Annotated in this window: 23 protein-coding genes, 1 tRNA gene and 1 pseudogene; 23 read left to right on the plus strand and 2 right to left on the minus strand. The window is 41.6% G+C overall.

The window, feature by feature from the left end:
• Positions 1–70 precede the first annotated feature (70 nt).
• From DW981_RS05515 to DW981_RS05560, 10 genes are all read left to right on the plus strand, one after another.
• The gene (locus DW981_RS05515) at positions 71–1,558 is read left to right on the plus strand and encodes an AI-2E family transporter (RefSeq protein ID WP_182434147.1); all 1,488 of its coding nucleotides are present in this window, start codon (positions 71–73) and stop codon (positions 1,556–1,558) included.
• 120 nt (positions 1,559–1,678) lie between these two features.
• Positions 1,679–2,557, plus strand: coding sequence for a YicC/YloC family endoribonuclease (locus DW981_RS05520; RefSeq protein ID WP_022025154.1), 879 nt, complete (start codon positions 1,679–1,681; stop codon positions 2,555–2,557).
• A gap of 34 nt (positions 2,558–2,591) precedes the next feature.
• Positions 2,592–2,852, plus strand: coding sequence for a DUF370 domain-containing protein (locus DW981_RS05525; protein ID WP_022025155.1), 261 nt, complete (start codon positions 2,592–2,594; stop codon positions 2,850–2,852).
• Positions 2,845–3,465: a guanylate kinase gene (gene gmk, locus DW981_RS05530; protein ID WP_118507039.1), complete on the plus strand. Its 621-nt coding sequence runs from the start codon at positions 2,845–2,847 to the stop codon at positions 3,463–3,465. Before DW981_RS05525 ends, gmk begins: the two co-directional genes overlap by 8 nt.
• A gap of 111 nt (positions 3,466–3,576) precedes the next feature.
• Positions 3,577–3,951: a DNA-directed RNA polymerase subunit omega gene (locus DW981_RS05535; protein ID WP_022025157.1), complete on the plus strand. Its 375-nt coding sequence runs from the start codon at positions 3,577–3,579 to the stop codon at positions 3,949–3,951.
• Positions 3,952–3,983: 32 nt separating this feature from the next.
• Positions 3,984–4,727 carry a signal peptidase I gene (lepB, locus tag DW981_RS05540; protein ID WP_243034663.1) on the plus strand — a complete coding sequence of 248 codons (744 nt, stop codon included), beginning with the start codon at positions 3,984–3,986 and terminating at the stop codon, positions 4,725–4,727.
• Positions 4,724–5,101, plus strand: a complete 378-nt coding sequence (locus DW981_RS05545; RefSeq protein ID WP_147352612.1) for a hypothetical protein — start codon at positions 4,724–4,726, stop codon at positions 5,099–5,101. Before lepB ends, DW981_RS05545 begins: the two co-directional genes overlap by 4 nt.
• Positions 5,092–5,709, plus strand: a complete 618-nt coding sequence (locus DW981_RS05550; protein WP_243034664.1) for an N-acetylmuramoyl-L-alanine amidase — start codon at positions 5,092–5,094, stop codon at positions 5,707–5,709. The genes DW981_RS05545 and DW981_RS05550 overlap by 10 nt, the downstream gene beginning before the upstream one ends.
• A gap of 20 nt (positions 5,710–5,729) precedes the next feature.
• Positions 5,730–6,035, plus strand: coding sequence for a late competence development ComFB family protein (locus DW981_RS05555; RefSeq protein ID WP_118507042.1), 306 nt, complete (start codon positions 5,730–5,732; stop codon positions 6,033–6,035).
• An 83-nt stretch (positions 6,036–6,118) separates the two neighbouring features.
• A tRNA-Glu gene (locus tag DW981_RS05560) sits at positions 6,119–6,190 on the plus strand.
• Positions 6,191–6,302: 112 nt separating this feature from the next.
• On the opposite strand, the pseudogene DW981_RS05565 reads toward DW981_RS05560, so the two are convergent.
• Positions 6,303–7,911, minus strand: a pseudogene (locus DW981_RS05565) (peptide chain release factor 3).
• 181 nt (positions 7,912–8,092) lie between these two features.
• Between DW981_RS05565 and DW981_RS05570 the strand changes: the two are divergent.
• The 11 genes from DW981_RS05570 (at position 8,093) to DW981_RS05620 (ending at position 18,044) form a co-directional block, all read left to right on the plus strand.
• Positions 8,093–8,842 carry an N-acetylmuramoyl-L-alanine amidase gene (locus DW981_RS05570; RefSeq protein WP_347474510.1) on the plus strand — a complete coding sequence of 250 codons (750 nt, stop codon included), beginning with the start codon at positions 8,093–8,095 and terminating at the stop codon, positions 8,840–8,842.
• Positions 8,843–9,014: 172 nt separating this feature from the next.
• Positions 9,015–9,512 (plus strand): ribosome maturation factor RimP, encoded by a 498-nt coding sequence (rimP, locus tag DW981_RS05575; protein WP_118507057.1) that lies wholly within the window; start codon positions 9,015–9,017, stop codon positions 9,510–9,512.
• A 17-nt stretch (positions 9,513–9,529) separates the two neighbouring features.
• Complete coding sequence (gene nusA / locus DW981_RS05580; RefSeq protein WP_022025164.1) at positions 9,530–10,594, plus strand: transcription termination factor NusA; 1,065 nt, start codon at positions 9,530–9,532, stop codon at positions 10,592–10,594.
• Between the two features lie 57 nt (positions 10,595–10,651).
• Complete coding sequence (locus DW981_RS05585; RefSeq protein ID WP_022025165.1) at positions 10,652–10,942, plus strand: YlxR family protein; 291 nt, start codon at positions 10,652–10,654, stop codon at positions 10,940–10,942.
• Positions 10,932–11,234: a ribosomal L7Ae/L30e/S12e/Gadd45 family protein gene (locus tag DW981_RS05590; protein ID WP_022025166.1), complete on the plus strand. Its 303-nt coding sequence runs from the start codon at positions 10,932–10,934 to the stop codon at positions 11,232–11,234. Before DW981_RS05585 ends, DW981_RS05590 begins: the two co-directional genes overlap by 11 nt.
• Positions 11,235–11,249: 15 nt before the next feature.
• Complete coding sequence (gene infB / locus DW981_RS05595; protein ID WP_118507043.1) at positions 11,250–14,153, plus strand: translation initiation factor IF-2; 2,904 nt, start codon at positions 11,250–11,252, stop codon at positions 14,151–14,153.
• Between the two features lie 88 nt (positions 14,154–14,241).
• Positions 14,242–14,613 carry a 30S ribosome-binding factor RbfA gene (gene rbfA / locus DW981_RS05600; RefSeq protein ID WP_022025168.1) on the plus strand — a complete coding sequence of 124 codons (372 nt, stop codon included), beginning with the start codon at positions 14,242–14,244 and terminating at the stop codon, positions 14,611–14,613.
• Between the two features lie 96 nt (positions 14,614–14,709).
• The gene (gene truB, locus DW981_RS05605) at positions 14,710–15,624 is read left to right on the plus strand and encodes a tRNA pseudouridine(55) synthase TruB (RefSeq protein ID WP_022025169.1); all 915 of its coding nucleotides are present in this window, start codon (positions 14,710–14,712) and stop codon (positions 15,622–15,624) included.
• Positions 15,625–15,943: 319 nt separating this feature from the next.
• Positions 15,944–16,843, plus strand: coding sequence for a bifunctional riboflavin kinase/FAD synthetase (locus DW981_RS05610; protein WP_182434148.1), 900 nt, complete (start codon positions 15,944–15,946; stop codon positions 16,841–16,843).
• A 203-nt stretch (positions 16,844–17,046) separates the two neighbouring features.
• Positions 17,047–17,805 carry a hypothetical protein gene (locus DW981_RS05615; RefSeq protein WP_118507045.1) on the plus strand — a complete coding sequence of 253 codons (759 nt, stop codon included), beginning with the start codon at positions 17,047–17,049 and terminating at the stop codon, positions 17,803–17,805.
• Positions 17,802–18,044 carry a hypothetical protein gene (locus DW981_RS05620; RefSeq protein ID WP_118507046.1) on the plus strand — a complete coding sequence of 81 codons (243 nt, stop codon included), beginning with the start codon at positions 17,802–17,804 and terminating at the stop codon, positions 18,042–18,044. The genes DW981_RS05615 and DW981_RS05620 overlap by 4 nt, the downstream gene beginning before the upstream one ends.
• Before the next feature lie 197 nt (positions 18,045–18,241).
• Here DW981_RS05620 and DW981_RS05625 read toward each other — a convergent pair whose 3' ends face one another.
• Positions 18,242–19,468, minus strand: coding sequence for a UDPGP type 1 family protein (locus DW981_RS05625; protein ID WP_118507047.1), 1,227 nt, complete (start codon positions 19,466–19,468; stop codon positions 18,242–18,244).
• A 268-nt stretch (positions 19,469–19,736) separates the two neighbouring features.
• Between DW981_RS05625 and DW981_RS05630 the strand changes: the two genes are divergently transcribed.
• Both DW981_RS05630 and acpS read left to right on the plus strand, forming a co-directional pair.
• Positions 19,737–20,429, plus strand: coding sequence for a hypothetical protein (locus tag DW981_RS05630; protein ID WP_022024925.1), 693 nt, complete (start codon positions 19,737–19,739; stop codon positions 20,427–20,429).
• Entirely contained in the window at positions 20,422–20,796 is a 375-nt protein-coding gene (gene acpS, locus DW981_RS05635; RefSeq protein ID WP_182434149.1) for a holo-ACP synthase, read from the plus strand. The genes DW981_RS05630 and acpS overlap by 8 nt, the downstream gene beginning before the upstream one ends.
• Positions 20,797–20,810 lie beyond the last annotated feature (14 nt).

The raw sequence follows: 20,810 nt of genomic DNA on the forward strand, positions 1-20,810 counted from the left end.
ATACTAAATAAGATATTGAAGGAAGTAGATGGAGAGTACACATATTCTCTCACTGGATAGGAGTGTTTTTGTGAAAGATGCAGAACAGGTAAAGCAAAGATTTTCCCTCAAAGAGGCCTTTTTGAATTGGATCGGTCTGTTTTTGGTATTAGTAGCAGTCGTGATCTTGTATTTTGTGATCAGAAATATGAGTTATTTTCTTAAAATTACAGCTGGATTTATAAAGATTTTAATGCCGGTTATTTATGGTGCAGTGATCGCTTATTTAGTGAATCCGTTATGTAAGCGTTTTTATCGGCTGCTTTGTCGTACCGGGAAAGATAAAGAGCTGTCTGACCGTACTAAAAAAATATTCTATAGTTTTAGTATTATTTTGGGACTTGTCAGCGGTATTTTGATCATCGTTATTTTGGGATGGATGGTATTTCCGGAAGTATATAAAAGTATCCTGTCTATGGTTGATAATCTGCCGGAGCAGGTTAATCATTATTATACGGAATTGACCAAATGGCTGACGGACAATCCATATCTTGCCGGGCATATGCAGAAGATGCTTTTGCAGGTGACAGATTACTTTGACGCAAAGATGAACAGCGAGTTGTATCCATGGCTTCAAAAGGAATTGCTTCCAAATGTGAACACATTTGCCGGTTATTTTGCAAGTGGAGTTATGAGTTTTGTCAGCGTTTTATATAATCTGTTTATTGGTCTGATCGTCGCTATTTATCTGCTTGGGAGCAAACGGGAGTTTTTGGGACAGGCCAAGAAGATCCTGTATAGTATGTTCCGTAAAGATCAGGCAGATGTGATCTCACATTATACGCAATTGGCAAATCAGATGTTTAGTGGGTTTATTGTTGGAAAGATTGTTGATTCGACAATTATCGGGGTGATCTGTTTCCTGTTTATGTCGATCTTTCAATTTCCATATGCGTTGTTAGTCAGTCTGATCGTTGGCGTGACCAATGTCATACCGGTATTTGGTCCTTATATTGGTGCAGTACCAAGTGTTCTGCTGATCTTGATCGTAAATCCGGTACAGGCGATCTATTTTGCAATCTGGATCATTGTGTTGCAGCAATTGGATGGTAACGTTATTGGACCTGCAATCCTTGGAGAATCCACTGGCCTTAGTGCGTTTTGGGTGCTGTTTGCAATCCTTTTGTTTGGTGGCTTATGGGGGATTCTTGGAATGTTAGTCGGTGTGCCGTTGTTTGCTTTGATCTATCAGATCATTTCGGACATTGTCAATGCCAGACTGGAGCGTCGTAAGATGTCAACGATCACAGATCATTATATGGATCTGAAGGAGATCGTGGCACAGGAAGATGGCATGGTTTACGTCAAGTATACAGAGGATGAGTTATCCGGCAAAGCAAAAAAGCAGGAGAGTGATTTTATGAAAAACCTGCGCCGTATATGGAATGAGAAGAGTGTTTCTGTATTAAAAAAGCAGAAGGGTGATTCTGACAAAACATCTACGGGTAAAGTTTTGGATGATAAAAAAACGGTAGATAAAACGGCAGTAAACACATCGAAGGATGAGAATGATTCTTGACCAAATATAAGAAATATACTATAATTAAATGATTGTTGTGTTGCGAAATATGTTACAGTAGAATATTGCTGCTGTAATGATCGCATGACATATAAGGTGTCTACAGAAATGGAGAGTAACATGATTAAGAGTATGACAGGATTTGGGCGGTATGAGACTGTTACAGATGAATACCGCATTGCAGTAGAGATCAAATCGGTCAATCATCGATATTGCGATCTGAATATTAAGCTGCCTAAGAAATTTAACGAGATAGAAAATACGCTTCGTATGATGATGAAAGAAATTGCTGAGCGTGGCAAGGTAGATGTATATGTAAGTTATGAGGATTACGCAGGCAAAGGAACGCACGTTCACTATCATCCGCAGATTGCCAAAGAGTATGTGAAAGTTGCGGCACAGGTAGCTGAAGAGTTTGAATTGCATAATTCCCTGTCTGCAGAAAGACTCCTTGGATTTGCAGATGTCATTAGCTTGGAAGAAGAGAGCAATGATCTGGAGTCGGTATTTCCAATAGTGACGCAGACTTTGCAAAAGGCAGGCGAACAGTTTATTGCATCGAGAGAGCGGGAAGGTGAACAGTTATATCAGGATATCAAAGGAAAGCTGGCGTATTTGCTCACATTAGTTGCTCAGGTTGAAGAGCGCTCACCACAGATGCTACAGGAACATCGACAGAAATTACTGGAGAAAGTACAGGAGCTGTTGGGTGATCGCAAGATTGATGAAGGAATTTTGGCAACGGAGCTCATCGTCTATGCGGATAAAGTATGTGTAGATGAGGAGACGGTAAGACTACGCAGTCATATTGATGCAATGAGTGAAACACTGGATATGCAGGAGGCTATTGGTCGAAAGCTTGACTTTATTGCGCAGGAAATGAATCGTGAGGCAAATACGATTCTTTCTAAAGCGAATGATAAGGAGCTTTCCGGTATTGCAATCAACTTGAAGACCGAGATTGAGAAGATCCGTGAGCAGATTCAAAATATCGAGTGATATTGTGCGACATGGATAATAAAGAAGGATTTGTATGTTAATTAACATAGGTTTTGGAAATGTAGTAAATATGGACAAAGTCATCAGCATTGTCCGTGCTGATGCAGCACCTGTAAAAAGGATGGTTCAGGTTGCCAGGGATGGAGGAATGGCAGTAGATGCCACTTGTGGCCGTAAGACTAAGTGCGTGTTAGTCATGGATAGCGGTCATATTGTATTATCGGCGTTGCAGCCGGAGACAATTGAAAATCGTGTAACAGATAATCCGAGTGCAGGAGGAAAAGAAGATGACTAAAAAAGGAATACTTACTGTGATTTCTGGTTTTTCGGGCGCAGGTAAAGGTACCATTGTTCGTGAATTAGTGGATCGTTATGGATATGCGGTATCCATTTCAGCAACGACGAGGGATCCGCGTGCCGGTGAGCAGGATGGGGTTCATTATTTTTTCAAAACAAAAGAAGAGTTTGAGCAGATGATCGCTGATGGTGCGTTGATCGAATATGCTTCTTATGTAGATAATTATTATGGAACACCCAAAGATTATGTTATGCAGAAACTGGAACAGGGAATTGATGTAATATTGGAGATAGAAATGCAGGGTGCATTGAAGGTAAAAGAACGTTTTCCGGAAGTGTCCCTGATCTTTATTACACCGCCTGATGCGAAAGTGCTGCGCGAACGTTTGGAGGGACGCGGTACAGAAACGCAGGATGTGATTGAAAAGCGGCTTGCCAGAGCAGCACAGGAATGCGCATATATGGATCAATATGATTATATTGTGATCAATGATGATCTTGATGTATGTGTAGAACAGATTCATGGCCTGATTCAGGCACTTCATTGGAAATGCGTAAATCAACAGGGACAAATTGCCAAGATGAAGGGTGAATTTGCAAATAAGGCATAATTTGTTATACTGTAAACGGAAGTGTTATAAATGCTTCAATGGAAATGTTTGCAATCTCAATAGTGAGATTTCAATAGATATGATATGCAAGATAGAAAGGGGATTTTTATTATGTTACATCCATCTTACACAGATTTAATGCAGTTGGTAAATAGCGAGGTTGAAAGCGGAGAGGCTCCGGTTGTAAATAGCCGTTATTCTATTGTGTTAGCAACATCAAAACGAGCTCGTCAGTTGATTGATGGCGTTCCGGCAATGAGTCATCCGTCTTGTCCAAAGCCATTGTCTGTGGCCATTGATGAGTTGAATTCATCTAAGATTCATATTTTGAGCGAAGAAGAAGCTGCTGCTGCCAATGCACGCAGAGAAGCTAAAAAGAAAGAGGCAGAGGAAATGGATGAGATGGTCTTTTCTTTGGATGAAGAAGATGATGTAGAAGCGGAAGCAGCAGATACTGCAGATGAGATGTCCGCCGAGGAAGAATAATATAAAATACGGATGAGGGAAGTGAGGTTGTCATGAGCAAGGAAATTGATAGCGAAGAGGTATATGAGGATGATACTCCGGAATTGGAGCAGGCAGATGCCCTAGAGGACTATGATGCTGTAGAGGATGAAAAACAGGCTGCAAAAAATACAGAGGAATCTGATAAAGATACAGAGGATGCACAGGATGAAGTCTCCAAAAAGAAAAAGATTCGTGGCATTATAGCTGAATTGTGTTTATATGCGGCGATCATTATAGTTTGTGGTGTGTTTGTTCCAAGATATGTTATTCAGCGAACGATTGTTGATGGTAAGTCGATGATGAATACGCTCAAAGATGGAGAAAATTTATTAGCAGAAAAGGTTTCTTATCGTTTCGGAGAACCTAAAAGATTTGATGTTATTGTATTTTATCCGTATGGCAGAGACAATGATGCTTATTATATTAAACGAGTGATCGGTTTGCCCGGAGAGACGGTACAGATTAAAGGATCCACAATATATATTGATGGCAAACCATTAAAGGAGAATTACGGCAAAGATCCAATTGATTATGCAGGAATAGCAGAGAAGCCGATCAAGCTTGGTGATGATGAATACTTTGTGCTTGGTGATAATCGTGAGATCAGTCGGGACAGCCGTTATGAAGAGGTGGGTAAAGTCAAACGAAAAAATATCGAGGACGTGCAGTTTTGCGTATATATCCATTCGATAAGTTTGGTACATTTCGATAATACAAGTTTAGATCGTTCAAACAGAAGGGATGAGAGATTATGAAAAGAAGGATTAAGGCGTTAGCTGTAATAATGGCGGCTGTTTTGATGGTTTCCGGTGCGGGCAGTACGCTATATGAGAATGGTGTGAAAGCCGATGCAAAGGATACACTGAAATGGAATAGTGCGATAACAAAAGTAAAGGTTAAGAAACGTGTCGCACTTACTGTGAATGTAGAGGCGTCCAAGGTTCAGTGGTCTGTCGCAGGCAAAAATGCTGCAACAGCAGATCTTGCTTCGGCTAATGCTTATGCATCTGTTGATCACAATGGAGTCGTGACAGGCAAAAAGATTGGTAACGCAACTATCGTGGCAGTTATCAAGGTCAGAAGATCAAACGAAAACTCCATATTGCCGGTAAAAAGAAAATTGCATTAGATGCCGGACATCAGTCTCGTGGTGATTCTCGTAAAGAACCGGTAGGACCTGGTTCTTCTGTAAGAAAAGCACGCGTTGCAGGTGGTGCAACCGGTGTTGCAAGCAGAGTTCCGGAGTATAAATTTACATTGTCTGTAGCCAAACGTCTTCAAAAAGAATTGAAGAAACGCGGCTATGAGGTATATATGGTTCGTACCAAAAATAATGTAAATATCAGTAACAAAAAACGAGCAATGCTTGCTAATAAGAGTGGTGCAGATATTTATATTCGTATACATGGGGACAGTAGTGGTTCCAGAGGAGTAAAAGGTGCCAGTATTTTTTATCCATCGGCTAGAAATCCTTATGTATCAAGGCTGAGTCGATCTTCAAAGCGTTTATCTAAGAAATTATTAAATGCTTATTGCAAAAAGACGGGAATCAAGAAAAGAGGTTGTAGTGGAAGAGATGATCTAACGGGAACCAATTGGAGCAAAATTCCAGTTACTTTAATTGAGTGTGGATTTTTAAGTAATCCGTCTGAGGATCGAAAACTGCAGAATAAAAGTTTCCAAAAGAAAATGGCAGTTGGAATGGCAAATGGCGTTGATGCGTATTTTGGATACTAAAGATTGGGGGCAGTAATTCGATGCAAATGTTAAAAAATCTTATGGAAGACACTGTGTTGGAAAAAATTGACAGCTTATGGCCACAGACAAATTATTGTATGTGCGATCGGTGCAGATTGGATATAGCTTGTTATTCTTTGAACCATTTGCCAACGCGGTATGTGACAACCAATGCAGGAGCGGTGTTACATAAATTTGATTCCTTGACCACGCAGTCGGATGCGGAGATTACAGCATGTGTATACCGTGCGATTCAAATGGTCGGAGAATGCCCAAATCATGAGGTTTTTGAGAGTTCGAATACTGATTCTGATCAAAAAAATTAAAAAAATAAAAAAAATGCTTGCATTTTGTTGGAATATGTTGTATAGTATTTTTTGTTGGCGCGTCAATGAGATGCGCACAATGAGGTCTGTTGGTCAAGCGGCTAAGACGTCGCCCTCTCACGGCGAAAACAGGGGTTCGATTCCCCTACAGACTGCTATGTTTTTTGTAAAACAGCTCAACCCGTTAAAAGAACCTGTAAGAATACAGGTTCTTTTAATTTGCTATAAACTTTTTTGAAAGGGATTTTGCGTTCTTCGGCATTTGTATTAGTTTTTCTTGAATTCTAATAACTCTAAGCCCTCATTATCTTCTAATACCATGCGGATCATCCAGTCGTTGACAAAGAGCAAGAGAGGATTTCCTTTCATATCTTTAACTGCTTTGACGTTATTCATTCGTTTTAATTTTGTTACATCGGTAGTTGGATCTCCAACCCAGCGAATAAATCCGTAAGGAAGTGATTCTAAGCGGATTTCACAGCCATATTCATTTTCTAATCGATATTTCAGTACATCAAATTGCAATACACCGACAACACCGACAATGATCTCCGACATTCCGGCGGTGTATTCCTGAAAGATCTGAATAGCACCTTCCTGTGCAATCTGTGTGATTCCTTTGACAAACTGTTTACGTTTCATCGAATTAAGCTGGATAACACGTGCAAAATGTTCAGGAGCAAAGGTCGGATCCCTTCATACTCAAATTTGCTGCCAGGCATTGTGATCGTATCACCAATAGAAAACAGTCCTGGATCAAAGACACCGATCACATCACCGGCATAGGCTTCGCTGATAACCTGGCGATCTTGAGCCATGATCTGCTGTGGCTGTGATAAACGCAGCTTACGACCGCTCTGTACGTGATATACTCCTTGTCTGCCTGAAACTTACCGGAGCAGATACGGAGGAAAGCAATACGGTCACGGTGTGCTTTATTCATGTTGGCCTGAATCTTAAATACAAAGGCTGAGAAATCATTGGTCAGTGGATCGATTTCGCCTTTGTTAGACATTCTAGGCAGTGGAGAAGTTGTCATTTCCAAAAAGTATTTCAAAAAGGTTTCAACTCCAAAGGTAGTCAGTGCAGAGCCAAAAAATACCGGTGATAATTCACCTTTTTGAACCTGTTCCAGATCCAATGGATCACTCGCACCGTCTAACAGTTCGATCTCGTCGATCAGTTGATCGTAGAGTTCTTCGGTTGCCAGCTCTTTGAGTGCAGGATCGTTGATGTCATAATCTGTCTCTGCAGCCGATTTTGCACCACCGGTAGATACTGATTCAAAAGTGCGGACGGTTTTGGCACGGCGGTCATAAATGCCCTTAAAACGTTTTCCGGATCCAATTGGCCAGTTTACCGGACAGGTGCGGATGCCGAGTACGGACTCGATATCATCCAGCAATTCGAAGGAATCCCTCGCCTCTCGGTCCATTTTATTGATAAACGTAAAGATTGGAATATGGCGCATAACGCAAACCTTAAACAATTTGATCGTCTGAGCTTCGACACCTTTGGAAGCATCAATGACCATGACTGCGGAATCTGCAGCCATCAAGGTACGATACGTATCCTCTGAGAAGTCCTGATGTCCCGGTGTATCCAGGATGTTGATGCAAAAATCATCATAATTAAATTGCAATACCGAAGAGGTAACAGAAATACCACGTTCTTTTTCGATTTCCATCCAGTCTGACACTGCATATTTGGAATTTGCTTTTCCTTTGACAGAGCCGGCTGTATTGATCGCACCACCATAAAGCAGAAACTTTTCAGTCAATGTGGTTTTACCGGCATCCGGGTGGGAAATGATTGCAAATGTTCTTCTTTTTTTGATTTCGTTTGTTAATTCTTCCGACATATGATTCGTCTCCATTTCCATAATTTGTTCACGGCATTGATAAAACAATGCGTGACCATCTTTTTATTATACGGGAAAAGGGGCGGGGTTTCAACCGAGAAGTTCTAAATGAAATACAGGCGGCATACAATAGCGTAAGTCATGCGTGAAAATAATGGAGGAAAGTAGATGGCTACAGTAATGTTAGATGCCGGTCATGGGGGATATGACAGCGGAGCTGTTTATGGAGATCGATACGAAAAAAAACGATACACTAAGTCTTGTGCTGGCAGTTGGAACGATATTAGAAAATAATGGTGTCGATGTGTTATACACACGTACTACCGATGTTTATCAGAGTCCAAATGAAAAAGCGGGGATTGCGAATCGCAGTGATGCGGATTACTTTATTTCCATTCATCGTAATTCCAGCCCGGATCCAAACACATATTCCGGAGTAGAAACGTTGGTCTATCGGGACAGCGGAATACCGGCAGTATTTGCGCAAAACATCAACAACGAGCTTGCAAGGATCGGATTTGCAAATCTAGGGACAGAAGAAAGACCAAATCTAGCTGTCCTTCGGGGGACTAGGATGCCGGCCGCATTAGTAGAGGTTGGATTTATTAATACCGATCAGGATAATCAGATCTTTGATCTGAAATTTCCGGAAATGGCGCAGGCGATAGCAAATGGTATTATGCAGACTGTGCAGGGAGCAGATGTGACGGCGAACGAAGCGGTCGTGTACCGTATCGAAATGGGAATGTTTCGACATAAGAAAAATGCAGAGACATTAGCTGCGAATCTACAGGAAGATGGCATATCCTGCTATATTGAACCACAGGGAAGTTATTTTATTGTCTGCCATGGTGCTTTTGCGGATAAGGAAAGAGCCAGGGAAATGGAAGAAAAGCTTTTTTTGGCTGGATATGAGACTAGAATCACCTGTGTGGGAGAACAATAATTGGTCAAAATACGAAAAAAAGGCATGAAATGCCCGAAATATGCGAAAAAACAGCGAAAAACTCTTGCTTTTTTGACGGCAGAGTGTTAGAATATGCTTTGTAATAGATGTTAATGAAGAGTGGACTGCGAAAAAGTCCACTCTTTCATTTTGAAGAAAAGAGGTTATGTTTTTGACAAGAAGGGAAGAATATGAAGCTAAGGCAGAGCAGATGCTTACTCCTTTAATGGAAGAACATGGATTTGAATTAGTGGATGTAGAGTATGTCAAGGAAGCCGGAAATTGGTATCTGCGTGCTTACGTAGACAAAGAGGGTGGAATTACTCTGGACGATTGTGAACTCGTCAACCGCGCCTGGAGTGATATGATGGATGCGGATGATTTCATTGAGGATGCCTACATTTTGGAGGTTAGCTCCCCGGGGTTGGGAAGACAGCTCAAGAAGGAAAAGGACTTCAAGAGAAGCATTGGAGAAGATATTGACTTACATTTTTACAAAGGGCAGAAAATACCCGGAGGGAAAAATGGCAAGGAAGTCACTGTGAAGGATCTGACGGGAACGCTTTTAGCGTTTACGACGGATACGATAACGATACAAACGGATTTCGCACCGGAATATGTGGTGAACCGGTCCGAAGTTTCCAAAGTAAACTTAACGATTGATTTTTAGATTTGGAGGAAAGAGCAATGGCTGCAAGAAAAACAAAGAGTACAAAGGCAGATCGCACAGAGCTTATTGAAGCATTAAATGCGATCGAGAAGGAGAAACAGATCAGCAAAGATATCATTTTGGAAGCGATTGAAAACTCCTTATTGGCTGCGTGCAAAAATCAGTTTGGTAAATCAGAAAATATACGTGTCAACATCGACAGAGAGACTGGCGAAGTAAAAGTGTTTGCCGACTATGAAGTGGTAGAAGACGACATGATAGAAGACGATGCACTTCAGATTGGAATTACTGAAGCAAAACTGCGTTTCCGTGATGATGTTGAGGTTGGTGAGAAAGTCAGCACCGAGGTAACACCAAAGAATTTTGGTCGTATTGCCGCACAGAAAGCAAAACAGGTTGTAGTGCAGAAAATCCGTGAGGAAGAACGCAAAGTGTTGTATGTACAGTATTTGGAAAAAGAACGTGAAGTGATCACAGGTATTGTCCAGCGTTACAGTGGCAAAAATGTCTGCATTAATCTTGGCAGAGTTGATGCCATCTTAATGGAGAGTGAGCAGGTTCGCGGTGAGCATTTCCGACCAACAGAACATATTAAGCTGTATGTCGTAGAAGTTAAGGATACACCAAAGGGACCACGAATTACTGTTTCACGTTCCCATCCGGAATTTGTAAAGAGACTGTTCGAGGAAGAAGTTACAGAGATACAGGACGGTATCGTTACGATTGAGAGCATTGCACGTGAGGCCGGATCTCGTACAAAGATTGCCGTAAGCACCGTTGATCCTAATGTAGATGCGGTAGGTGCTTGTGTAGGTATGAACGGAAGTCGTGTTAATGCAATCGTAAATGAGCTTCGAGGCGAGAAGATTGATATAGTAAATTGGAGCGATATGCCGGAGATATTTATTGAAAATGCACTTAGTCCGGCGGTGGTTATGGATGTCAGCATTGATGAGTATGAAAAGACAGCACGAGTGATCGTACCTGAAAATCAGCTTTCACTGGCAATTGGTAAAGAGGGACAGAATGCCCGTCTTGCAGCGAAATTGACCGGATACAAGATTGATATTAAGTGCGAATAAGATTAACAAGTAATTGCAGGTGAAAACGAAACTATTCGTGAAGGGAGATGTCGGTATTTGGCAGTAACAAAAGGTGTTCGCCCTAAAAAAGTCCCAATGCGTCAATGTATGGGATGTGGCGAAAAGAAAGAGAAAAAGGACTTGATACGCATTATTCGGACTCCGGATGAAGAGATTGTATTAGATGTTACCGGTAAGAAAAATGGAAGAGGTGCCTATCTTTGTGATTCGATCTCTTGTCTTTCAAAGGCGAGAAAGAAAAAAGCAATTGACCGGGCATTGAATATGACAATTCCAGAAGACGTGTATCAACAACTTGAAAAGGAGATGATGAATCATGCAGATTGATCCGGCCCTTCGTATGTTGGGTCTGGCAGCAAAAGCCGGAAAAGTTGCCAGCGGTGAGTTTATGACAGAAAACTCCGTAAAAACGGGGATGGCTGCATTGGTTATTGTCGCGACAGATGCATCCGACAACACGAAGAAGAAGTTTCGCAACATGTGTGAGTTTTATGAAGTCCCAATGTATGAGTTTGGCATCAAAGATGTATTAGGACATTCGATCGGAAAAGAATTTCGAGCATCTTTGGCAGTTAATGATGAGGGATTAGCACAAGCAATTATGAAGAAAATGGACTAGGAGGCATGTAAGTATATGGCTAAAATGAAGATATATGAATTCGCAAGAAGTTTACAGGAAAGATATCCGGATATTAAGGGAAAAGATTTGGTGAAGCTTTTGCAGGAAAATAATTTTGATGTAAAGGCACCACAGAGCAGCATTGAAGATGCAGCGATCGCTTTTTTGCTGAAGCACTTTAATGGCAAACCGGAACCTAAGAAAGAAGAGGAGCCGGCGTATACTGTTCCTGTGAAGCGTGAATCTAATGTGAAGAAGAATCAGGAAAAGAAAAAGGCACAGGAAGAAGAGAAAAAAGTAGAAGAAACGAAGAAGGAAGAAACTACGAAGAAAGAAACTACGAAGAAAGAGGAATCAGTGACTGTTTCTGAGAAAGATAAAGTAGAGAAAAAGCCGGAAGAGTCTGTAAAGAAGACTGAGGAAACGAAACCTGTTGCTGCGGCAGAAACCAAGGAAGATAACAGTGCACAAACAAAAGAGCCTGTTAAAACAGAGGACAAAGCATCAAAAGCACATGATCAGGAACGTAAAAACGGACAGAATAATAATCATGGAAATGATCGCAAAGATGACAGACGCGGAAATGATCGTAGAGATAATAACCGTAAAGATGGACAGAATCGTGGCGGCGATCGTAGAGATGGCAACCGTGGTGGTGATCGTAGAGATGGTCAAAATCGCGGAAACGACCGAAGAGATAATAACCGTAGAGATGGTCAGAACGGTAACCGTGGAAATGACCGAAGAGATGGTGGATTCCGCGGAAATGACCGAAGAGATAATAACCGCAGAGATGGTCAGAATGGTAATCGCGGAAATGACCGTAGAGATGGTGGTTTCCGTGGAAACGATCGTAGAGACAACAATAATCGTAGAGATGGCCAGAATAATAATCGTGGTAGCAACAATCGCAATGGTTTTGGTGGCGGACGCAGTGCACAGCCAATGGACACAATGAAGCCAGAGGTAAAGCAGTCCCGTCAGCAGCGTGCCAATAAAGATTCCAGAAGTGCAAAACAGCGCTATGGTAAGGAAAGAAATCGTGATGATTATGAAGACGATATGTTCCAGAACAAAAATGCACGCAAGAAGAAAGATCCAAACCGTAAGGGTGCATTTATCAAGCCGGAGCCGGTTGTAAAGCCTGCTGAGCCGGAAGATGGAATCAGAACGATCACACTGCCGGAGAAGATGACTGTCAAAGAGTTAGCAGACATTATTAAGATTCCACCGGCTACATTGATCAAAGCACAGTTTATGAAGGGTAATGTTGTTACGATGAATCATGAGCTGTCCTATGAAGAGGCAGAGGAGATTGCATTAGAGTATAACTGTATCGCTGAGATGGAAGAGAAGGTCGATCTTGTTGCAGAGCTTCTCAAAGAGGATGAAGAAGATGAATCCTTAATGGTGAAACGTCCTCCGGTTGTCTGTGTAATGGGTCATGTCGATCATGGTAAAACGTCTCTGTTGGATGCAATCCGCGAGACACATGTTACTTCGCGCGAGGCAGGTGGAATTACACAGCATATCGGTGCATATGTTACTGAGTTAAATGGCGAGAAGATCACATTCTTAGATACACCTGGTCATGAGGCATTTACTTCCATGCGTATGCGTGGTGCACAGTCTACCGATATTGCAATTCTCGTAGTCGCAGCAGATGATGGTGTTATGCCACAGACTGTGGAGGCAATCAGTCATGCGAAAGCAGCAGGCGTGGAGATCATTGTTGCAGTGAATAAGATTGATAAACCAAGTGCTAATGTAGAGCGTGTTAAACAGGAATTGGTAGAATATGAATTAGTTGCAGAAGACTGGGGTGGAGATACTATTTTTGTTCCTGTATCTGCACATACTAAGGAAGGTATCGATCAGCTTTTAGAAATGATCCTTCTTACTGCAGAAGTGAATGAATACAAAGCCAATCCAAATCGTAAAGCACGTGGTGTTGTTATTGAGGCACAGCTTGATAAAGGAAGAGGACCTGTTGCAACCGTATTGGTACAGAAAGGTACACTCCATGTAGGTGATAACATTGCGATCGGTGCTGCTTACGGTAAGATCCGTGCTATGATGGATGACAAGGGTCAGCGCGTAAAAGAGGCAACACCATCTACACCGGTAGAGATTCTTGGTCTGCATGCCGTACCGGATGCAGGAGAGATCTTTATGGCAACCGAGAATGATAAAGAAGCAAGAAATATTGCCGAGACTTATATTAATCAGAGCCGTGAAAAACTGTTAGATGATACGAAGTCTAAACTTACTTTGGATGGTCTGTTCTCACAGATCCAGGCAGGTAATATCAAAGAATTAAATATCATTGTTAAGGCGGATGTACAGGGTTCTGTAGAAGCAGTAAAACAGAGTTTGGTTAAGCTTAGCAACGATGAGGTTGCCGTACGCATCATTCATGGTGGTGTTGGTGCGATCAACGAGTCTGATGTATCGCTTGCAAGTGCATCGAATGCGATCATCATCGGTTTCAACGTAAGACCGGATAATACTGCAAAAGAAATTGCAGACCGTGAGAAAGTTGATCTTCGTCTGTATAAAGTTATTTACAATGCGATTGAAGATGTAGAGGCTGCCATGAAGGGTATGCTCGATCCGGAATACGAAGAGAGAGTAACCGGTCACGCAGAAGTTCGTCAGACGTTCAAGGCATCCGGTGTTGGTATCATCGCCGGTTCCTATGTACTGGATGGTAAGATTGTTCGCGACTGCAAGGTTCGTATTACCCGTGAGGGCGAGCAGATCTTCGACGGTAAACTGGCATCTTTGAAGAGATTTAAGGATGATGTAAAAGAAGTAGCTGCCGGTTATGAATGTGGTCTGGTATTTGAAGACTTTAACGGTATTCAGGTAGAAGATCAGATTGAAGCCTACATCATGGTAGAAGTTCCTCGTACTTGATCGTAACCATTCAGCAAATGCAAACTGTCTTGTAATGTGACACCGGCTGGTTTCTTCATTACAAGCAGTTGGAAGTATGGAGGTAAACATGAAAAAAAACAGTATAAAATATTCGAGAATAAATGGAGAGGTACAGCGAGAACTTAGCCGTATCATTTCCCGAGAGATCAAAGATCCACGGATTCATCCGATGACATCAGTTGTGTCTGTGGAAGTTACACCGGATCTTAAATTTGCCAAGGTGTATGTCAGCGTTTTGGGTGATGAGATGGATCGTGAAAATACACGAGAGGGACTTGCAAGTGCTTCCTCACATATTCGATCTCAATTGGCAAAATCCTTGAACCTGCGCAATACACCGGAACTTCACTTTGTCATTGACGATTCGATTGAGTATGGTGTAAATATGTCGAAGCGTATTGATGAGTTGACACATCATACATCAGAAACAGAAGAATAATATATGCGTTTCCAATACGCATAAATGGAATGGGCTGGTAGTGAGTGCAAGGGGCATTTCTACCAGCCTTACGTCTGTGGGAAGGAGTTACAAACAATGGCAGAAGAAGTCAACGGAATTATAAATGTATATAAAGAAGCCGGGTTTACTTCGCATGACGTAGTGGCTAAGCTGCGTGGCATTTTACATCAAAAAAAGATCGGCCATACAGGAACATTGGATCCGGCAGCGACGGGAGTCCTTCCGGTATGCTGTGGCAAGGCGACCAAGGTGTGTGAACTGCTTACCGATAAAGAAAAAAGTTATCGGGCAGTATGTAAACTTGGAGTTATAACAGACACGCAGGATACGACAGGAACAGTTTTACAAACAAAGGATATATCCGGCGTAACACAGGATGAGTTGTCTGATACGATACAATCCTTTGTGGGCGATATCATGCAGATTCCACCAATGTATTCGGCGATCAAAGTAGGTGGCAGGAAGTTATACGAACTGGCACGCGAGGGAAAGGAAATTGAGCGGAAACCAAGACCGGTCACAATTTATGCAATTGATATCAAGGACATAGATTTGGAAAATGGCAGCTTTACGATGGATGTTACCTGCTCAAAAGGAACCTATATCCGTACATTATGCCATGATATTGGCGAAAAGCTTGGTGTAGGCGCAGCAATGGATCAGTTACTTCGAACAAAGGTGTCGATATTTGAGGTTGATCAGGCGCTTACTTTAGCACAGATCGAGGAGCGAATTCAACAAGAAGATCGCAGTTTTGTATTGCCGGTAGACCAGCTGTTTACACAGTATCCAAAAATGCAGGTGGCAGATGAAGAGGCTGCTAAAATGCTCCGCAATGGGAATCCGATCACGATTGGCAAATTGAAGTCATTCAATGAAGTAAAAAAATATCAGAATAAGAGTCGCGTACTTGTATATAATGAAAATGGCGAATTTCGTGCTATATATGAACTACGTGGTAACTATTATCGTGTTGTAAAGATGTTTTAGAAGATGTACTTATAAGATACTCAAACTTCGCACATCAATAATTACCATGTTGTCACATATTGCTTATTATGTAAATCATAAATCAGAGACAACAAAATCTAGAAATCACTGTGAAAACTAATTGCGGCAAGGCAATTGCTATAGTTTCTTCATGGCAGAACCCACAATATGGTGGCTGCAAAATATAATTAAACTATCGACATAATAAGCAATATGTGACCAGGTGGCAGCTTCGGATGTGCGAAGTTTGAATAAGATATTTGTTATGGCGTAGGGCATTATACAGCAAAAATATATACAGGTAGGAATGAGGTCGAGTATGGAGATACTTAGAGGAGTTACATTTCATCAAAAAAAGAGTGCCGTATCTCTTGGTAAATTTGATGGAATTCATTTAGGACATCAATTGTTGATGAATGAGATTATAAAGCAAGAAGATCTGGTCCCAACAGTATTTACGTTTGAAGGGATGAAGACTGAGCCGGAAAGTTTGCTCTATTCGGAAGCGGAAAAACAATATTTGTTAGAGCAGATGGGGATTGAGCGGGAAATATTATTTCCGTTTAATGACCAGACGAAAATAATGTCACCGGAAAGTTTCATACAAAATATGTTATGGGATTCTTTGGACGCAAGGTTGATCTGTGTGGGGGAAGACTATCGGTTTGGCTGTAAACGTGCGGGTGATGTAGCAATGCTTGAGAGAGCTTGTAAAAAACATGGATGTGCACTGCGGGTATTTCCAAAGCGGAAGGATGAACAGGGTGTGATCAGCAGCACCAGAATACGCGAATTGATCCGTTTAGGGCAAATGCAGGAAGCGTCAAAGCTGCTCGGTAGAAATTTTTTCTATTTGGGTACGGTAAAACATGGACAAGCGCTGGGGCGGACAATTCAGATGCCAACGATCAATATATTACCTCCACCGGAAAAGGTGCTTCCTCCATTAGGTGTGTATACTTCTGTCGTTACCGTTGGTGGAAGACGTTTTGGTGCCGTTTCTAATCTTGGTAAAAAACCAACGGTTGGAGGCAAAGCGATCAGTTTGGAAAGCTTTTTATTTGATTTCGATCAAAATATTTATGGAAAAACAGTGCGTGTCGATTTATTAGAATTTCAACGTGCAGAGCAGAAATTCGATTCCATTGAGGCATTGCGTGCGCAGATGGAACACGATAAAAAGACCGCGCAGACCAATCTGAAGGGTGCCCGGTTATAACTATGGGCAGAGAGTGGGCTGGTCATAGTATTGCAGCATAAAACAGCTGCATCGGATATTGTGAAGAGTTTGTGAAAAAATTGTAATTTGTGGGATATATTGGTATACTGGATAGAGCGGACAGATTAACCTATGATTCAAAGTGATCCATTGGTTCTTATTCGCGAGAAAAGCGTAGATTATAAAACTTAGGAGGAAACGTTATGTGGTGTCCAAAATGTAAGACGGAATACCGCGATGGCATTACAGTATGTGCTGATTGTGGAACACCGTTAGTAGAAGGAAGCGCAGAAGATTTTGACCGTATTGATCTTAGTACGTTTAAGGAAGAGAAGACGGCAGCAAAATTTTTAGAATATTTAGAGTATTCTGGGATTGCAGATGCGCAGCAGGAGGAAAATGAGGATGGAACTTATTCCATCACCGTGCCTACCAAGATGGAAAAAAAGGCAGAGAAATTATACCGTGGCTTTTTATTAGCAATGGAAGAAGAGGAAGAAGAAAAGATTGCGCCGAAACAGGTGGCACAGCCAACAGAAGAATCTGCACAGAATGCAGACGAAGAATCTGTGGCAGCACAATCCGAAGAAGACAACGAAAATCGGGAATACGATTGGGATGATGAAGAGGATGAGGCCGACCAGACGCCGTACAAAGAGACGGAAAAAGAATTTGAAGAGGCAGAGCAGCTTGTGTCAGAGGAAGATATTGATGAAAATCCGGAAGATCTGCTTTATGCCAGTGAAGGCAATTACGAGACAAAAGAAGATGCTTATAAGGATACAAAATATTCAGGCATTACATTTATCGTATTTGGAATATTAGGAGCAGTGTATTTGGCATTATGCAAACTGGACATTATCCCGATCAAGTACAACACATTTGTATTTATCGTGATCTGTGCTTTATTTGCCGGATTTGTACTGTTAGGAATTGTGAATTGTGCCAAGCATCTAAGATGAAACTGTTAATCCCGCAAGAGCAGGAAAAGACGGAGAAAATCACCCAATGGCTTTCTGAGAACATTACGGATGCATTTATCGAAAAATGGACGGATGACAGCGTTACAGAGATGGAAAACGATCTTGCGATCACTTCTCATATCCGTCAGAGTCTTCTTCATGAATTTCCAAATGAAGAAGTTGCCTTTTTGGAATATTTGGCAGATAAATACTATTCAGATACATTTTTAGACGAATAAAAGGATTGCAATTAGTGATTATTTGTTATATTATGATTATGTGATAATAGAATGACTCGATTTGTTGAGTTACGATATGTGCAGAAAAAGATTCGACAGGATGTCTTTACATCCTGTCGAATCTTTTTTAGGAATAGGAAATTGCTGTTATGTTGCGTTTTGCTCTTTTGATCAATGATTCGATATATGGAATCGCATTACAGAGTAACACCATTTTTTGCTAATAGAGCACGGGCTGATTCCACAGAATCAATACCGGTCTTATTTTTGATCGGAGCAAACTCTTTGTCGCGCTCTACCTCAAATGGAAGACAGGTGTCCATCATCTGGATCATATCCAAGATCAACGTCTCGAATTTGTAACCGTTTGGTTCTTCCGGTTTGATCAATGTTCCGGCATCATCAATATATGGAATCTTTTTCTCGACAATATGGAGCGGAAGCGTATTTTCGCAAATATCTTCCAATTCAGACTCCTTGAACAAATAATTGAGGATGACACCAAAGTTATATGCAGGCTCGCCGTTTTCATCGACAGCATCACGAAGTTCCGGTGTCAATTCATAATATTCAACGATAGATGGATGATTGTCTTTTAAGCACATAACGCCAACTTTTTCATCCGGATGATTTTTGCAGACTACCTTAGCACCAACGCTGCGGTTTTCTGTGATCGTTGCACCGACAAAACATGGGTCAGCAATGCGCTGTAATACGTTATCCACTGCAAATACATTGAGCCATTCAATACCATTTTCATGGATCAGATCTAATAATCCGGCATTTTTGAGGGAAGAGAACCAGCCGCCGTTGCCGTTTGGAGAGGTGGCTAATTTGTAAGGCTCTTCCAAAAAGATCTTTCCATCATACGTAGCAGCAGGTGCCATATCCTGCTTAAAGAAATGAATATAATCTTCTTTGTAACCAAAGAAGTTCTGTTCCTTAAAAAATGTCGTTGTCGCTGTATGGTTTTTATCGCTGGTCATTACAAATAAATGGATAAACTCACCACTTTCCCGAACAACATCCATCAGATTGCAGATAAGACGTTCAAAGATATACATTGGCTTGGTGACGCCAATATCATACATTCCCTTTGGATTATCAGAGCCGAGACGTGTACCCATGCCGCCAGCCAATAAAACAGCACCGACTTTGCCGGAGCGGATCGCTGACAGACCGGTTTCACGGTATTTGTCCTCGTTTGCATGGATTTCCTGCAGTCTGAGTGCACGGATCGGTGTGATCGTACCGGTAGAAGATTCTTCTTCGTTGCTGCCAATCTTATTCAGTACTGAAAAATCAGTTTCTTCAATTTGCTGTAATAAAGCTTCTTTTTGTGTCTCAGATAATGTGTCAAAATATTTCAGAAGATGTTCCTGACCGTACTGCTGTAATTTTTGCTTTGCACATTCTAATGTCATGAATGAATACCTAACCTTTCTTATTTTCGTATTGATGCTCGTATCTGAGCAAAAGTATCTAACTTAATTATACAGGAAATAAATTGGGGTGGCAAGTTTGACTTATTGGATAGGCAGTTTTATAATAAAGAGCAGATAATTTGGCGTTATTTAGTTTATAAGACAATGCTCGTAGTGTGGTGATATGCCACCAAGAATTGCTTTAGCAATTCTTGCAAAGCAAAGCGTTTGCTTTGCTTTTTTACAAGCGCAGAAATGGGGGAAGATTATGGCAGATCGAAGACGCAGACGCAAGGCGCAGGCAGAAGACGCAGAGCGAGCCTTACGATATATGCAGGCATTGCAGGGTAAGAAGATTCCATTGCTGACGTTAGATGCAAAATGGCATGCGTTGTTTCCGGATTTTCGCAAAACAAGAGAGATTAAGCGCTTGGAAAAAGAACTAAACCGTTTGATCGAAAAGCAGGGGCAGACTGCCAATGATCTGTTGGATTACAAAAAGGCAAAGAAGGTATTGATGCAGAATGTTATTGATAATATGACAGATGGTCATGAGTTTGACAGCCCGATCCGTGTGCGCAAACAAGAAAAGAATAAGCAGTTGATCGAAGAAATCAATGATAAGATCGCCAAAGCAAAAGAAGATAAGTTTCAATTTCCTGCAGAAATAGCAGCAAAAAATCATGAATTATTGATTGCCTGCATGCAGGTATGTTATACAGAGCTATCTGACAATACAGAGCGGATCGAGCAGGCAGAGGCGGAGATCACTGCCCTTAGAGAACAGCTCAAGAATACAATCCTCCATAAACAGGATATGGAGATGCGTAACACGGAAGTATATAAATATATGCATAATCTGTTGGGACCGGACGTCGTAGAAATATTTGACCGGGATCACAGAGTATGGCGTGGTAACATGGAAGAAAATCATTTGGATGCTGGAGGAAACAATGAGTGAGATTGTTGGCATTGGCGTTGACATGATAGAGATCAGCCGGGTGCTGGCTGCATACAGCAAAGAAAGTTTTCGAAAACGTCATTTCACGGAAGAGGAGCAGCAGCTTATTGCTCACAAAGAAGCTCGTGCGGCAACGACCTTTGCTGCAAAAGAAGCTGTCGTGAAAGCGATGGGTACGGGATTTACGGGAATTTCACCGATAGAGATCAATATATTGCGTGATCCGAGTGGAAGACCGACTGTGACGCTGTTTGGCAGGGCTAAAGAGAAAGCATTAGATCTGGGAATTGACCAAATCCTATTATCTATTGCAGATACGGAAGAAATGGCGATTGCGTATGCAACGGCAATTTCAAGCGGTAGATAATCGAGAAAGGAAAG

Origin of the sequence: Clostridium sp. AM49-4BH (assembly GCF_003478335.1) — a bacterium.
Classification (GTDB): domain Bacteria; phylum Bacillota; class Clostridia; order Lachnospirales; family Lachnospiraceae; genus Butyribacter.

What these genes read in the sequence shown, in the direction of transcription:
- DW981_RS05520 (WP_022025154.1), top strand. Translation starts at nt 1,679, where the DNA reads ATGATTAAGAGTATGACAGGATTTGGGCGGTATGAGACTGTTACAGAT.
- DW981_RS05525 (WP_022025155.1), top strand. Translation starts at nt 2,592, where the DNA reads ATGTTAATTAACATAGGTTTTGGAAATGTAGTAAATATGGACAAAGTC.
- gmk (WP_118507039.1), top strand. Translation starts at nt 2,845, where the DNA reads ATGACTAAAAAAGGAATACTTACTGTGATTTCTGGTTTTTCGGGCGCA.
- DW981_RS05535 (WP_022025157.1), top strand. Translation starts at nt 3,577, where the DNA reads ATGTTACATCCATCTTACACAGATTTAATGCAGTTGGTAAATAGCGAG.
- lepB (WP_243034663.1), top strand. Translation starts at nt 3,984, where the DNA reads ATGAGCAAGGAAATTGATAGCGAAGAGGTATATGAGGATGATACTCCG.
- DW981_RS05545 (WP_147352612.1), top strand. Translation starts at nt 4,724, where the DNA reads ATGAAAAGAAGGATTAAGGCGTTAGCTGTAATAATGGCGGCTGTTTTG.
- DW981_RS05555 (WP_118507042.1), top strand. Translation starts at nt 5,730, where the DNA reads ATGCAAATGTTAAAAAATCTTATGGAAGACACTGTGTTGGAAAAAATT.
- DW981_RS05570 (WP_347474510.1), top strand. Translation starts at nt 8,093, where the DNA reads ATGGGGGATATGACAGCGGAGCTGTTTATGGAGATCGATACGAAAAAA.
- nusA (WP_022025164.1), top strand. Translation starts at nt 9,530, where the DNA reads ATGGCTGCAAGAAAAACAAAGAGTACAAAGGCAGATCGCACAGAGCTT.
- DW981_RS05590 (WP_022025166.1), top strand. Translation starts at nt 10,932, where the DNA reads ATGCAGATTGATCCGGCCCTTCGTATGTTGGGTCTGGCAGCAAAAGCC.
- infB (WP_118507043.1), top strand. Translation starts at nt 11,250, where the DNA reads ATGGCTAAAATGAAGATATATGAATTCGCAAGAAGTTTACAGGAAAGA.
- rbfA (WP_022025168.1), top strand. Translation starts at nt 14,242, where the DNA reads ATGAAAAAAAACAGTATAAAATATTCGAGAATAAATGGAGAGGTACAG.
- truB (WP_022025169.1), top strand. Translation starts at nt 14,710, where the DNA reads ATGGCAGAAGAAGTCAACGGAATTATAAATGTATATAAAGAAGCCGGG.
- DW981_RS05610 (WP_182434148.1), top strand. Translation starts at nt 15,944, where the DNA reads ATGGAGATACTTAGAGGAGTTACATTTCATCAAAAAAAGAGTGCCGTA.
- DW981_RS05615 (WP_118507045.1), top strand. Translation starts at nt 17,047, where the DNA reads ATGTGGTGTCCAAAATGTAAGACGGAATACCGCGATGGCATTACAGTA.
- DW981_RS05620 (WP_118507046.1), top strand. Translation starts at nt 17,802, where the DNA reads ATGAAACTGTTAATCCCGCAAGAGCAGGAAAAGACGGAGAAAATCACC.
- DW981_RS05625 (WP_118507047.1), bottom strand. Translation starts at nt 19,468, where the DNA reads ATGACATTAGAATGTGCAAAGCAAAAATTACAGCAGTACGGTCAGGAA.
- DW981_RS05630 (WP_022024925.1), top strand. Translation starts at nt 19,737, where the DNA reads ATGGCAGATCGAAGACGCAGACGCAAGGCGCAGGCAGAAGACGCAGAG.
- acpS (WP_182434149.1), top strand. Translation starts at nt 20,422, where the DNA reads ATGAGTGAGATTGTTGGCATTGGCGTTGACATGATAGAGATCAGCCGG.